The following is a 14060-nucleotide window of genomic DNA, read 5'->3' as shown; positions in this document are numbered from 1 at the left end:
CATCGACACCAACCTCGACCAGGTCGCGGTGCAGTCCCCCGCCAACTCCGGACAACTCGCCGCCACCGGCAAGCTCGGCGTCACCGCCGGCACCCACGCCGGCTTCGACATCTACAGCGTCGTGCGCAACGGCCGCACCGTCGCCAACAGAGCTTACGCCGTACTGAACAGTGCGACCGCCAGCGGCATCTACGCCGCCGACCTCCTCACCGGCGACGTCGAGCCCGTCGGCGCGTTCAAGCCCACCCTCACCGTCGTGGACCTCGCGATCCCCCTCGGCCAACGCTGACGCCGAATCCCGAATCCCGGGGCCAGCGGCACCCCTGATGCGCACGCGGGCCAACCCCGAACCTAGCCAGCCGAGCACTACGTGGACCTGCCGGGGACTGCGTGGATTTGGGCCCTGTCTCACACATTCGACACACTCCTGCCGTGTGCAGGGGGGCCGGACGTGGCGGCCGCATTTCCGCACAGGTGAGAACCCCCGTTGAGGTAGCGACATCTCGAAGGGTGTTAGCTAGGTTACTTGTCGTGACCGATGGTGAGGTTGAGACCACAAGCGAGGGCGCAGCGTCGAATCTGGGGAGCGGGGACGATGCGGACAACGCTTGGATGCTCGCCGTCGCGGAGACCGCGCGCCGCGCACGCAACGCCCCCGACCTCATCCATCTCTGGCCCACTCCGGACGATGGCAGCCCCCCGAGTACAGATTCCACCGCCGCCCCACGGCAGTGCACCGATCCTGAGCTGGACCATCCTGCAACGATCGCCTGGTTCTCGTCGAACGACCCGATGATCGTGCAGGACGCTTGTGGCGCCGTCAGAGAGGCTGGGGTCGAAGCAGCGATCCTGCTGGGCCTTGCGCGATGGAGTCCGGGAATGCCACTGGCATCCACCACCGGATGGCATCTGAGGGCTCGCCACGAAGGTTTGGCCCTCTATGACCCGTCCGGGCAGGTCTTCGCTTATGCCATAGTGAGGCTGTCCGCCGCCTGGACGGCCACGGCGCTGTCCACCGGTGTGGTCGCTGCCTACGGGGCACTGACGGAGGAGGGGTTGCCCGCCCAGGGCCCGTTCGACGCCGGCCGGCGGCTGCATCAGGCTCGCCGATCGGGTCGAGTCGCCGCTGGCCTTGTACGGTTGCTGCAGTAACTTCTTGGCGCCGACGCCACTCGGTGCAGCGGTGGTCCTCGCTACCGCGTCTTCGACCCCACGGCCCAGATTGCCAGCCCGATCGACCCGTCGATCCGATACAACAGGGGATGCAGCGCCACTGACAGCGGCACCTGGAAAGGCGGGACATTCTCGCGGCGCGAGATCCCGACCCCGAAGCGACACGGGCTGGTCGAAGGGCGGTACGCCCCACCCGCCGAGTTCGCTGCCGGATGATCCGAGCCGCAGGCGTTTCCACGTTCCCATCTCGACCGGGCCGACTGCCGCCTACGGTTGCCGATAGCGCACAGACCGGCACATCCAGCGGCCGGAGACAGGACGGAGCGGCACGCGATGACCACGACGAAGCGGCCTGAGGGCGTCAGTCCGAGTGCGGTGGAGACGGCGTCGGGTCTGTGGCGCGTGGACCTGCAGCGACACGACCTCAGCATTGCGGGACGCCAGGTCGTCCAAACCCGAATCGAGATCACGCCGGACTCTCGGCCGTTCAAGCACTTCCACTACGGCGAGGAAGTCATATGTGTGCTGCAGGGTTCGCTGGAGCACCAGATCGAGGGCCATCCGATCATGGTGTGTGTTGCTGGTGACGCGCTGACCGTGCCTTACCGGTTGCCGCACACCGTCCGCAACATCGGCGACGGCCTCGCGATCGAGCTGGCCACCTATGTCGTCGAGAAGGGTAGGCCCATACTTACGAAGGTGGAGTAGCCGCCACACCGATCGTCATCAGGCCGGATGGCGGGTCAGCCTTCTGATCCATCGGCGGCGGCGCGGACGATGCGGTTGGCCTCAGGCGGTGGACAACCGGTCGCGCGGAGAACGTCGCTGGCGGCCGTTCGCAGGTCGACGACCAATCCGGCACCGTACGTGCGTAGGCCGCCAGTCCGGGCCGCGGCGGCCAGCTCGACGGACTGTCGGACCATGTCCCGGCTCCGCGTGTGACCGCTCCCCAGGCGGCTTTCCCGTCGCAGCTGATCGATGGCGTCGGCGAGGCGAGTGATCGCGTGTGACAGCGACGGGGGCACTGGCTCCCGGTACTGGAGCGCGTTCGCCGACCAGCGTGACATGCCGCGGGCGTCAACGACGAGACGCTCCAGTTGCTGCGCGATGTCCGCGTACCGGCGGACCTGCTCTCGACGGTGCCAGCGGGTCGGTGCGAGGGTGACGACCTCGTCGGCCCCGGCCAGCGCCTCGCGCAGCCGGCCGAGGTCGTCGTCGAGGTTGCGAAGGTCGTCCAACACCCGCACCGCGGCCTCGGCGTCCCGGTCGACCAGCGCGCGCGAGACTTTCGCGAGCTGCCTGGACAACGAGTTGAAGATCGGACTGGTGGCCTTGTCCAAGATGCGCAGCGGGTTGACCGGCAGCAGCAGCGTGACAACGGCGATGCCCACGACCGCGCCGACGAGGGCGTCGAAGATCCGCGGCAGTTCAAGCCCGCGTTCCATTGGCGCGAGGGTGGCGATCAGCACCGCGGTGCCACCGGTCTGACCGACCAGGGCGCTGCCTTTGCCGGAGAGTAGCAGAGCGGCGGCGATCGCCAGGGCGACCATCACGCCGGTCTGCCACGGGCCCGACCCGAGCAAAAACCGCAGCCCGTCGCCGATGGCGATTCCGAGACCAACGCCGGCCAGCAATTCGAATGTACGCCGTGCGCGTTGGCCGATGGCCGTAGCGATCGTGCCGACCGCCGCGGCCGGGGCGAACACGTGCGCTCCCGGCCCGAGCAGGTGGTCGGCGAGCACGGCGGCAAGGGCGGCCGCCAGTCCGGCCTGGACCGAGATCACCAGGATGACCTCGAGCTGACGCAGCCGGATCCGACCGGCGACCTGCCCGCGCTGCCGTGCCGCAGCGACGCTTCGTTCACCATGTTGCGCCGCCGCGCGCCACACCTCGTCGGCGGCACGCTCGACTCGCTGGTTGTCGGTCACGCGGGGCATTACCCACCACTCGACGCTCGAATCCCGGCCCCGCCACCTCTTTAGGGTCGGCGCAGTGGGACCTACCGTCATGGCATTTCGCTACCACCGCACGTGCCTTACGCGGGTCCGCGAGCAGCGGACGGCTGGTGCGCTGTTGATGAACGTTCCGCCGTTTTCGGGTGAGTTACAATTGCGCGATACTTGCATACAAGTCAGGAGAGGCGGAATAGTGAAGAGAACTCAACAGGAAGCGCATCGAACGATGACGACACGTGAGGTTGCGACGCTTTTTGGCGTTCATCCCAAGACCGTACTGCGGTGGGTAAATTCCGGGACTCTTGTTGCGGGGCGAACTGTGGGTGGACACTTGCGATTCGCGCGTGGCGCAGTCCGGGAAAAACTTGCCGAACGACACATCAGCTACGCGCCCCGACGTTGAGAGTGGGTGGTATTCGACCGGAGTGTCGCCCCGGGGCGGCAGCATGGGCGCGCTCGCGCTCTTGGACTGCTTCTGCTTGTGGGGCACGCGACGCCGCTAGTTGTCGAGTGTGTCGCCGCGGCCGTCCTGCCGATCATCGCCCTGGTCGATACACGGGAAGCGGCCGACGGCCACCGGAGGTTCCCCGGCCATCGGGGGCGGCGATAGACCCGCGGCGGCTTCATGATTAACGGCTGGCCCGAACTGTCCCAGTAACGGGTGTTCCCGGTCAATCCGACCGCCACGGCACGCGCCGCTAATGAACTGCCTTGGGTGGGCATACGCGCGTAACGCAGAAACGCGGATTCTCGCCTACAAGAACAGGGCTGCACCGCCTGCTGTCGACGAGGCTTCCCGGCCTTGCCAGAATCTCCCCCTGACGACCAGGATGTCGGCGCACGCCCCTGCGGTCAAGGTTAGGTCCTCTTTGTCCTGACCGGCGGCTCAACCGAATCCCGCCGCCACTGTCGCCGCCCAACGCGCCGCCGACGGGGAATGCTGCTGTTCACCGCCGTTGCCGTCGCCGACACGGGCTCAGCCTCAACACACCTCGAGGATCACGCGCGCATGCTTGAGGTGGCGGCGTGACTGTTCACCTGCTCGCGCCGCTGTCTCGCCGTCGCCGAAGGTGGGGATTGACCGCGCGAGGACCACGTCGCCGTACGACAGCAACCAGCCATACCTGCCCGGTACGATCGGCCGGCCACGCACCGCGGCTAGCCGGGCCAAGCGGATGGCAGAGGCGGCACATGCCCGGCATGCGGCCAGTGATCCATGGCTGTAGTCGCCGCATGTCGCCTCCGGTGGGTCGCCGGCCGTAGTGATCAGTCTCCATCGGAAGCGGCCTTCGGCGTGAACGACCTGCAGGATCGGATACGTCCTCATTGACGCCACCCTTCGGGGTGCGGAAGGAGCCGCATTGCCCCCTCCCGCGGGAACCACCCCCATAGTGGCAGACGCCCGTACGCGGACAAGGCCGGCCCAACGGCGGTGACTCGGTCACACCCACCCGTTGGGGCTGGTTGACGATCGGCAGCGGCCGTAGCCTTGCTCGACGGACCGTGGCCGGGGGGCCGGGTTGACCGAGGCGCCACGGAGGTCGGGATGCGCGCGGGGACGGTATTGCAGGAACTGGTGCAGAGGGCGCGGCATGCGGCCAGCGAGGAGTTGCCCGCTCTTGCCGACGAGGCCGCGCGGGGGCTGGGCGCGACCGGCATGTGTCTGTACGTCGTCGACCACGAACAACGGCAGCTGCTGCCACTGCCGGCGTCCGGCACCAGCGCCGGCGAGGCACTCACCATCGATGCCACGCTGGCAGGACGCGCGTACCGCTCGATGTCCACATTTGCAGCAGAGGGCACCGACGGAGTACGGCTGTGGGTGCCGCTTCTCAACGGGATGGAACGTCTCGGAGTGGTCGCAGTCACCGCGCCGGCGCCGATCGACTCGCCCCGGATCCCTGACTTCGTGGCGGCCTGCGCGCTGCTGGCTGATCTGGTGGTCAACTGCTCGCACTACAGCGACACCATCGAACAGGTTCGTCGGCGGGCGCCGATGCGGATGGCGGCGGAGGTGCTGCGCGCGCAGTTGCCACCCCTGACGTTCTCCACCGGGACCACGATCATCAGCGGCATCCTCGAGCCCAGTTACGACGTCGGCGGCGACGCCTTCGACTACGCCGTCAACGGCGACACCGCCCACCTGGCCCTGTTCGACGCCGTGGGACACGGCTCCGGGGGTGGTATGCGCGCCGTCATGCTCGCCGGACTCGCCCTCGGTGCCTACCGCAACGCCCGCCGCGCCGGCCAGGACCTCATCGGGATCTACCACCACCTCGATCAGGCCGTCCGCGCCCATGACCGGCAGGGCCTCATCACCGGCGTGCTGGCCGAACTCGACCAGCCCACCGGCCGGCTGCGGGTGATCTCCGCAGGACACCCCAGCGGGCTGATCATCCGCGACGGCCGCGTGGCCACCGTACTCCCGACACCCACCGCGCTTCCCGTCACGATGGGTGACTTCCGCCCACCGGTCGTGGTCGAGGAGGCCCTGCAACCTGGGGACCATGTCCTGCTCTATACCGACGGCATCACCGAAGCCCGCTCCAACCGAGGCGAAGCCTTCGGCGTCGACCGGCTCACCGACTTCGCCCTACGCGCCCTCGCCGACGAGCTGCCACTGCCAGAGACCACACGACAGCTCGTACACGCCATCCTCGCCTGGCAGGACGATACCCTCACCGACGACGCCACCCTACTCATGCTCCGCTGGAACGGAACCTGATCAGGCGTGCTACGAGAAGAACTGGAGCCCGCCCGACCGCTAGGAGGTCACATCCGGTCGGCGACACCGTCTCGTTCGACGGGCGTATCACTGTGGACGATCCGGCTCGCATACGTCCTCTCCGCCGATGTCCCAGGCGGCGGAGCGGACGAAGCTGCGTTCATGCCTGCACCGTCGCTCAGCCCACGCGAGCGCGATCCGGGGAACGTCAAGCCGCCCGCCGCCGGGGGCACTTCCCGACCGAGTAGGCCGCGATGAAGGTCCTCTACCTCGTTGTCCAGCAGAAACGCCGGGGCGGTGGGAGCATCACCGGCCGGGTCTACGGTTGGGCCAAAGCCCTCAACGCCCTGATCCTCGCCTACGGCGACCGGATCACCATCTAACAACCTCGATCACACCACAGATCCAAACACGGAAAACGACACACTCCCTCGCGGCCCCAGATTGAGCTCCTTTCGCGCCATTAGTGTCTTGTGGGCAGCGGGGTTCAGGTAGGTGTGCGGGGACTGGCTCATCGACGCTCGCAGACGATGCCGTCGCCGTCGCGATCTTGGTACCAGTCGTACTCGGGGTCCTCGCCCTCCACGTACGGGCCGTAGCCGTTGGCGTTGGCTTCTTTGCAGGTGTCGAATCGTGGGTCGGTCTTCGGGGCCGGCGGTGGTTTGGGTTTGCTGGTGGTGCGGGTGGGGCGTGGCTTGGCGGTGCTGCGGCTTGGTGCGGGGTTCGGAGCCGCGGTTGTGGGTGGCGTGGGCCTGAGTGCGGGTGTCTGTGTTGGGTTGCCGCCGGCTATGGGGGTGGGTGTTGTCGTGTCTGCGAGTTGGTTGGTGGATGGGGTGCTGGTGGCTGCCGGTTTGGGGCTGTCGGGGTCGTCGACGAGGGATCCGACCGCGGTGCCGCAGCAGCACAGGATGGTGAGGATGCCGGCGCCGATCAGCCACGGGGCCTTCTTTCGGGGTGGCTCAGCGGGGGTTGGTGGGGGCACCGCAGAGGTGGCGTAGACAGGGAACTGTGCTGTGGCATCCGATTGGTTGTTCTGCGGATCGTCGTTGGTGGGTGGATGGGTCATGGCGGGGCTCCGGTGGTGTTGACCCGCTACGGTCGAGCAGCAGGCGAATGAGGTGAGCGAGGACGCGGGCCTGTCCGCGGGACAGGACGATCTGTCGGCTGTGCGCCTTGTCGGCAAACGTGAGGATCAGTTCCGGCCTTGCGTTCGCCGTGGTCGGCGCAGTGAGACTGACGCTGACAGTGATCTGGGCGGCGGGGCTGGCCGCGGTGTGTGCCATATGCGGTCCGGGGTGCGTCGGCGGTGGGCAGGTGGGCGAGGCCAGGTCGGGTGGGGGTCACCGGCGAAGAGGGGACAGCACCCCGACCCGACCTGGCTGATCATGGGGTGACCAGCGGATAGGCGGCTGCGCGGAGGATCTCGACGCGCCAGCTCGTCTGTTCCGTGGCCGCCGCGTTAAGCACGGCGCGTTCGGCGAGGTAGACGGCGGTGGCCAGGGTTGATGTCCTGGCGTGCAGCTGGACGACGAAGGTGTGCGTGGTCGGGTCGGGCTGCACCACCACGTTGTTTGCTGCGTTGTGCGCGGCCCACTCGTGAAGGTCGGCTTGCACCTGCGCGATCAAGCCGGCGAACGTTCTGAGCGAGGTGGCCAGTGGTGCTGCCATCAGCGTCATGGTGACGTGGTATGTGCTCACGAAGACCGTCCGTCGCCGCGCTGGCGGATGCGGTTGGAGCTGGCGGCGATCAGTGCGAGCAGGTCTGACACGCGCTCGCCGATTGTTGGCTGTTCCCCGCCGGCGGTGGCGAGGTCGTACAGCTCGCTGGCGGGGAAGCCTGTCGGGTCGATGGTGATGCGTTCCTCGGGCAGGTTCTCCACGAACCAGAGATGGCGCATGGCGTGGGCTCTTTCCGACCGGGGTGGCGGCCCCATCCCTCATCGAACCGGGAGACGAGCAGGGATGGGGCCGCCACCGTGTCTGCTGGGGCGGGGTTCCCAGCAGACGCCTACAGGGCGCCTTCGAACAGCGCGGTGGATCCGTCGAGGAAGACGGGCTGACCGTCAACGCGATCTTTGAGGTGTTCTTCGTGGGCGCGGAGAGGGCTAGCTTGGCGGTGCGGTTCTGGCCGGGGCCAGGGTTCCTGCGAACCCGGTGATGCCCTTCTCTACGTCGATGACCTGGTTGGCCTGGGTGCCCTCCGCGCCGCACGCCGCAGTGGCAGACACGAGGACCAGGTCAACCGGCTCTTTCGTGCCGTTGGTGATGGTCATCTCTACCAGTACCGCAATGTTGCCCCGCTGGTGTCCTGCGGAGGTGGCGGCCGGGGTGAACGTCTTCGGTGCCTTGGTGGACACCGCCAAGCCGTCTCCGGAGATGACGGTGCCGCTGCCCATCCTCGCCACCTCGGACTTCTCCTTGGCCTCCGGTGCCGCGTTGTCGCCGCTGTCGGCGACGGAACCGGTGTCGCTGGACCCGGCGTCGCAGCCGAGGGCCGACGATGCCAGCGAGGAAATCGCCGGTGATGCTGGCGTAGGTGCGGTAGTTCACATGCTCTCCGGTGAGGTTGTGATGGTGCGTCTGGTCAGCAGCTCAGCGCGACGACCAGTAGGACGAGGACCAGGACCAGCAGGACGATCCCGCTGAACAGCAGGTAGGGCCACCACTGACGGCGGTGGGCTGGTGCGGCGGCGTGCGTTGGCTGGTGGGGCACGCCACTGAACGGTGGGACGGGGTCTTCGGACCGAGGCGGTTGCCATTCCGGCGGCGGCTGGGACACGACAGCTCCTAGGACACGGGACTCGGCGCAGGTGGGTCGCCGCGACTCGTCGATGGCTCCTTTGGAGGGTGGCAAGTGAACCGGGAGCCGGGCGGTTGGCCCGACCCCCGGCCCGAACGGGTCCCGTGCCTCCTTGGCGCCAACCCAGGTACAAAAGGGCGACCGTTCGCCGCTACCGTATGTGCACTTAGTTCAATGAGTCAACGGGGAGGTTGAGTGAACCTAGTGCGCGTGATCTCATCGGGGCGCCAACCCAGGAGTGACATGCCCCGCCGAATGACCTACCGCCAGATCGCCGACGACATCGCCGCCCGCGTCGCCACTGGCGAGTACCCACCCGCATCCAAGATCCCGTCTTATAGCCAGCTGGCCGCGCTGTACACCGTCTCCATCGCGACCGCGCAACGCGCCGTGATGGTGCTTCACGCCAAGGGCATCGTCTACGGCGAGCCCGGTCGCGGGGTCTTCGTCAAGGGTCACGATTCATAGAGCGACCATCACGCGTCGGACGTTACTCCGACCACCCGGACACACAACCAAGCCGACCGCGATGGGCACGTTCCCACGCAGCAATCAAACCCAGAACTGCAGGAAAGTTTCCAGCTCACAACCGTTACCCGAAAGTATCTTCATGTTGCGCTATTTGCACACACCGGCAGCGGAGCGGACGCCGGGTTAAGGCCGCCATAAGCCCGTAGCCATAAGTCTCTAAGGTCCGCAACTCTGCTCGCCTCGGGGACGACCGGACGACGGCAGCGTGGCCGACGACGGCCGGGTGGGGCGACATTGCGGGATGTGCGCGGCCAAGGAGCCAGCGGCGACGGGTTGGCAACCTGCAACTCGGGCAGGTCGAGGGCAGTCGAGGGAGCAACCACGTCGGGTGGCCGTCGAGGGCAATCCGCGGGGCCACCCATGCCGGGAGCCGCGGTCACGACGTGGTAAGCGCAGTCGGTGGCGTACTGCGAGGCATTGGACCGGCGCGGTTTCGTTGGCGATCCCCGGCGGGTCGCTACCGGCCCATGACTCTCACACGACTACTTGAGGTGTTCCCGATCGCGGTGGTGGGTGGTGGCACCAGCACCACCCACCACCGCGATCAGGAACCGCCGTCGGGCCACGCCTTCGATGTCGGGTTTGTCAGCTGATCGAACGAGCGGTGGTAGCGGAAGTAAGGCCTTCGGTGCACCAACTGAGGGTGGTCATTCGCGTACGCATGAGCGAGGCGCCCTTCTCCGGGATGTTCTCGTCATTACGTCGTGAAGCAGCAGTGGTCGCTGAAGGCTCCCTGCCGGCACTGGTTAACGAGTGCAGGGTTATTGTTCCTGCAAGTTGTGGTGCATTCTGCCCGGAAGGAAGGTGGGGACGTGGCCAAGCAGATCATTCATAGGCTGGTCGATGACCTGGACGGCGGCGGGGCCGACGAAACCGTTAGGTTCGCCCTAGACAGCGTTCTGTACGAGATCGACCTGTCCAGTGGCAACGCCGAGAAACTACGGGATGTGTTCGCGCCGTACATCACGCGCGGCAGAAAGGCCGGCCGGGGTGGTGTGGTCGTGGGTGGCAGGGCCGCCCGAGGCCGGGTTGCCAGCACAGACAGGGTGCAGAACAAGGCGATCCGTGCCTGGGCCAAGAAGGTTGGCAGGGACATCTCCGACCGCGGCCGGATTCCACAGGAGATCGTCGATGAGTACCACACGACGGCGGGATGCTGACCCGACCGGGCGGGATGGGTTGTCGGTAGTCGGCGTGTCGCACCCCATTGTTGGCGGTACGGGGTCCGGGGCGCCGGCTCGCTACAAGGCAGCGACGACTACAGATGCCCACGCTCTGGGTCGGGAAGGTGGCAGTCTCCAGTCTCCTCGCTCGGCGTTGTCACGAGCTGTTCGGCGGGTTCCACGGCGAAGGGATGGCGCAGCCGCCGCATCCGGCCCTCGCTGTTGTCGACAGTCACAGTTGGGCCGCCGGGCTCATTACACGTAGGGGGCGCGAGGAACAGGGCCGGTCGCACCGGACGGTATGGGGTCAACGGTCATCCCTGCTTTCTGTCTCAGGCGTACTGGGTCGCGGGGAGGCGCCGCCAACCAGGCCGCGTGAGCTCGACGCTCGTCCTCCAGTTCCGGTGCAAGCGCCGATCGGAGCGGCGGGCCTCAAGGCGAGACTGTCACACTAGGTACGGGCAAGGGCCTTGCCCGTAGACGTTCTACACCAACTATCGTCCTCCGACCACCAATCGGGTGCGCCTGACCCCGCATCGCCGCCACACCCTGGGGCACAAGCCTGATCAACCCTGTTATGGCGCGACAGGTCGCGAAGCCTCTTGATCATAAGATCCGGCGATGATGGCCCCACTACGCCTGGATGTGGGACAATGCGGTACACCCGGCTCTGGGCACCATCCGGAAAGGCAACCGCCGTGGCGAAGCGGTTGCCCGGACCCAGACGGACCCTGAGGGGGCCCGGCCAAAACGTTTTTAGCTTAGGCCACCAGGCATACTCAAAGTCTTCTACGGAATGCCACTGATCAAGACATGGCAACAGCCATCGCGTGTCTGACCTGCCCGGTGTTCGTCATCACTGCGGAGTTCCTGCCCAGCAGCGCGAGCAACACAAGGAAAGCTCACCAATCGCCCCTCATCAACCGGGCCTACGCCACCGCGTTGCCCATCCCCCGATCACTCCGGCCGACCTCAACACCAACATCCCCCGTGTGGTGGTGCACCAGACCGAGGAGCACTTCCGCACGCACGGCATTACCAACGGCTGGTTCAACCACTACAAGCTCGCCCGTCCTGATCCGGGAACAGGCCACGCTCATCCCGCGAATCGGCGCCGCCACCCTGGACCGCGCGCAGCGCCTCTTCATCCGCCTGAACTCCCTGATCCGCCCCTGACAGCCGGTAAACACCGAGCCGACGCGGACCGCCGGCAATGCAGCGCCGCCGACGGCCCGCGTCCACTGAGTCTGCGGCGTCATGGTTAATCGCGGGGGCCGAGCCCCACCGAAGGTGAGCGTGGATCTTGCTCGAAGTGCCATAGTGGCGCCCAGCGCCTTCCTGCACCTTTTGCCTTGTGGAGGTATTTTCGCGGGTTTCGCACGATCACGGGTTCTCCTGGCTAAAGCAGTGCCTTCGGAATCCGTCGGCTAACACCTGATTAGGCCGTAGAAGTGGACGGCAGCGTCGTCAACCTGCTCTCTGTTGTGATCGCCATCCTGCTGCGGGCCAACGCTGGCTCGTCGCGATGCAGCTCGCCCGGTCTGGGGAAGCACGTGGCAGGCTACGTTTGCTATGGGTCGGCGCTTTCGCCGGGACCGTGCTGTTCGCGCTCAAAAAATCTCGGTCGAGGTTTGCACGTTCGAGCGGCCTCGCGCCTGGTGCCGGGTCAAGGGCCGCCTGCTCAGCTCGCGAGGCCGTCGGGGTGTAGATCTTCTCGTTCCCTGTCACCCCCATTGGGAGATCGCTCCGCATGAGCATATTCGACGTCAACCCCGTGATCAGCAGGGGGGCTAAGCCCCCTGGACGAACGGGAACCGCCGCCGGAGACGGGAAGCGGATTCCGAGACTTCGACGACTTATTCCGCCCCGACTACACCGCTGCCATTCACTTGGTGAGGCGCTTCGGGACTCGGCGTTGACAGTGTGGTCGCGTTGGTAGTGGGTATCGCCCGATGGTGTCGCTGCGGTGGTGGGGTGTACAGGCGAGGCGGCATGCGCCGTCGGATAGGTGTGCCGAGCGGGTCGAGCGGGCGTTAGAGGACCTGCGCCGGCGCGGCCGGGTGACGTTGAGGCACCGGCTTCGGCAGGTGCAGGCCAATTTGATTGTGGCGGTGCAGGCGGGGGCAGCCGGTGCGTTGGCGTGGGTGGTCGCTCACGAGGGGTTGGGCAACGACCGTCCGGTGTTCGCGCCCGTCGCGGCAGTGGGCACCATCGTGTCGTCGGTTGGTCAGCGGCTGCGCCGTACCGTCGAACTGATCGTCGGAGTCGCGGTCGGCATCGGGATCGGCGATCTACTGATCGCGGTGGCCGGGACCGGTCCGTGGCAGGTCGGGGTGGTCGTGGCCGTGGCCGTCACCCTCGCGATCGCGCTGAGCGGTCAAGGCGCGCTCGTCGCCCAGGCCGCGAGCACCGCCGTGCTGATCGCCACGCTGTCTCCCACCGTGCAGGACCTCGAGGTACCCCGCGTCATCGATGCCCTAGTCGGCGGACTCACCGGCCTGCTCGTAGTCATCCTGCTACTGCCGCTGAACCCGCTACGCACCGTCCGCCGCGCCGCCGCCCCACCCCTGGAAACCCTCAGCACCCAACTGGCGACAACAGCCACCGCCCTACGCTCACGCCAGACAGCGCCGGCCTGGCAGGCGCAACACGACCTGCAGTCAATCGCGACCGACCTCGGACACCTCGACGAAGCACTCAGCGGCGCCCGAGAAGTAGTCAACCTGTCCCCTGTCAGACGCAGCCGACGACATGCCATCCTGCTCTACGAACACGGCATCGAGCAGATGACCCGCGCGACACACTCCAGCCGGGACCTGATCCGCCGAGCGATCACCACCATCAACGACAACGAACCCATCCCCGCGGCGCTACCCGCCGCCATCGACACACTCGCCGCCGCGGTACGCCACCTACGCGACGAATTCGGCTTCCTCCGCCCACCCGACGACACCCGCAGGACCGCACTCCGCGCGGTCGCACTCTCCACCGAGGCCGTCGACGCCGGCATCGGATTTTCCGGCACCATCATCGTCGGCGAGATCCGCAGCATCACCACCTACATCCTCCGCGCCACCGGTCTCCGCCTCACCGAGGCCAACCACCTCATCCGCCGCCTCGGCACCGACCAACACGGCATCCTGCCACCCGCAGAGTGAGTACCCACCCCGCCGTGCGTATCGCGGTACGACAAGGAAGCCACGCCGAACCGCAAACACAGCAGACCATGCTGCGACGACCGCGGAGAAACTCAATCGCTGAGGGCGGCCCTTTCGGTGGTGAACAGCTGAACAGACAACGGCAGAACATCTTGCCACGCCCTGCGCGGAACCCAGGGTCCCCTGACCGGGGCGAAAATTTGAGGCGGACCGCACCGTCAACGTTCATGCCCTCATCGCCATCGGGGTCAGCGCCGACGGTCAACGCGTTGTGTCGGGGCCTTCGACGCGGCCTGCGAGGATGGCGGCGGGCTGGGTTGGCGTCCCTGCACGGCCTGACCGCCCGTAGCCTGTCCGGCGCTTGCCTGGACATCCCGCACGCTCACGCCGGCCTGGTGGCCGTGATCGGCGCTGTCGCGCCGGACACCGCGGCGGCCAAGCTCCGACGTGACGGTGAGGACCCCGTTGACGCCGATGGTCGTGGAGGGCTGTGTCGCTGACCGGCCCCCTGCTGCCGCAGGCGGGTGACGCCCCGAGCCCCCTCTTCCGCCACCC

The 14060-nt window shown here is 67.0% G+C and carries 15 protein-coding genes; 9 read left to right on the top strand and 6 right to left on the bottom strand.

Annotated features, from left to right (window positions below):
• The 3 genes from D7223_RS32255 to D7223_RS32245 all read left to right on the top strand — a co-directional run.
• Positions 1–289 (top strand): DUF4394 domain-containing protein (locus tag D7223_RS32255; RefSeq protein ID WP_120733476.1); only part of this gene is annotated, 289 nt, incomplete at its 5' end.
• A 242-nt stretch (positions 290–531) separates the two neighbouring features.
• Positions 532–1152, top strand: a complete 621-nt coding sequence (locus D7223_RS32250; protein WP_120733474.1) for a hypothetical protein — start codon at positions 532–534, stop codon at positions 1150–1152.
• 354 nt (positions 1153–1506) lie between these two features.
• Entirely contained in the window at positions 1507–1881 is a 375-nt protein-coding gene (locus D7223_RS32245) for a cupin domain-containing protein (protein ID WP_120733472.1), read from the top strand.
• A gap of 35 nt (positions 1882–1916) precedes the next feature.
• Here D7223_RS32245 and D7223_RS32240 read toward each other — a convergent pair whose 3' ends face one another.
• Positions 1917–3101: an FUSC family protein gene (locus D7223_RS32240; RefSeq protein WP_238162331.1), complete on the bottom strand. Its 1185-nt coding sequence runs from the start codon at positions 3099–3101 to the stop codon at positions 1917–1919.
• Between the two features lie 79 nt (positions 3102–3180).
• Between D7223_RS32240 and D7223_RS34175 the strand changes: the two genes are divergently transcribed.
• The 3 genes from D7223_RS34175 (at position 3181) to D7223_RS34080 (ending at position 6236) form a co-directional block, all read left to right on the top strand.
• Positions 3181–3531: a helix-turn-helix domain-containing protein gene (locus D7223_RS34175; protein WP_337589471.1), complete on the top strand. Its 351-nt coding sequence runs from the start codon at positions 3181–3183 to the stop codon at positions 3529–3531.
• A gap of 1143 nt (positions 3532–4674) precedes the next feature.
• Positions 4675–5853, top strand: coding sequence for a PP2C family protein-serine/threonine phosphatase (locus D7223_RS32230; protein WP_120733466.1), 1179 nt, complete (start codon positions 4675–4677; stop codon positions 5851–5853).
• 254 nt (positions 5854–6107) lie between these two features.
• The gene (locus D7223_RS34080; protein WP_272948785.1) at positions 6108–6236 is read left to right on the top strand and encodes a hypothetical protein; all 129 of its coding nucleotides are present in this window, start codon (positions 6108–6110) and stop codon (positions 6234–6236) included.
• Between the two features lie 128 nt (positions 6237–6364).
• On the opposite strand, the gene D7223_RS32225 is transcribed toward D7223_RS34080, so the two are convergent.
• The 5 genes from D7223_RS32225 to D7223_RS34075 all read right to left on the bottom strand — a co-directional run bounded on the left by D7223_RS32225 (position 6365) and on the right by D7223_RS34075 (position 8566).
• On the bottom strand, positions 6365–6919 hold the full coding sequence (locus D7223_RS32225; protein ID WP_120733464.1) for an excalibur calcium-binding domain-containing protein: 555 nt from the start codon (positions 6917–6919) through the stop codon (positions 6365–6367).
• A gap of 317 nt (positions 6920–7236) precedes the next feature.
• Entirely contained in the window at positions 7237–7530 is a 294-nt protein-coding gene (locus tag D7223_RS32220; protein WP_147252652.1) for a hypothetical protein, read from the bottom strand.
• Between the two features lie 17 nt (positions 7531–7547).
• The gene (locus tag D7223_RS32215) at positions 7548–7751 is read right to left on the bottom strand and encodes a hypothetical protein (RefSeq protein WP_120733460.1); all 204 of its coding nucleotides are present in this window, start codon (positions 7749–7751) and stop codon (positions 7548–7550) included.
• 207 nt (positions 7752–7958) lie between these two features.
• Positions 7959–8249: a hypothetical protein gene (locus D7223_RS32210; RefSeq protein WP_147252651.1), complete on the bottom strand. Its 291-nt coding sequence runs from the start codon at positions 8247–8249 to the stop codon at positions 7959–7961.
• Between the two features lie 188 nt (positions 8250–8437).
• Positions 8438–8566, bottom strand: coding sequence for a hypothetical protein (locus D7223_RS34075; RefSeq protein ID WP_272948784.1), 129 nt, complete (start codon positions 8564–8566; stop codon positions 8438–8440).
• Positions 8567–8908: 342 nt separating this feature from the next.
• Here D7223_RS34075 and D7223_RS32205 point away from each other — a divergent pair, with 342 nt between their 5' ends.
• The 3 genes from D7223_RS32205 to D7223_RS32190 all read left to right on the top strand — a co-directional run bounded on the left by D7223_RS32205 (position 8909) and on the right by D7223_RS32190 (position 13505).
• On the top strand, positions 8909–9121 hold the full coding sequence (locus D7223_RS32205) for a winged helix-turn-helix domain-containing protein (protein WP_337589470.1): 213 nt from the start codon (positions 8909–8911) through the stop codon (positions 9119–9121).
• 875 nt (positions 9122–9996) lie between these two features.
• The gene (locus tag D7223_RS32200; protein ID WP_120733454.1) at positions 9997–10344 is read left to right on the top strand and encodes a histone-like nucleoid-structuring protein Lsr2; all 348 of its coding nucleotides are present in this window, start codon (positions 9997–9999) and stop codon (positions 10342–10344) included.
• 1955 nt (positions 10345–12299) lie between these two features.
• Entirely contained in the window at positions 12300–13505 is a 1206-nt protein-coding gene (locus D7223_RS32190) for an FUSC family protein (RefSeq protein WP_120733450.1), read from the top strand.
• The last annotated feature ends 555 nt before the right edge of the window (positions 13506–14060 follow it).

The organism is Micromonospora endolithica, from assembly GCF_003626595.1.
Lineage (GTDB): Bacteria > Actinomycetota > Actinomycetes > Mycobacteriales > Micromonosporaceae > Micromonospora > Micromonospora endolithica.
Note: the sequence above shows the minus strand (reverse complement) of the source record. Positions and strands in the feature narration are given on the sequence as shown.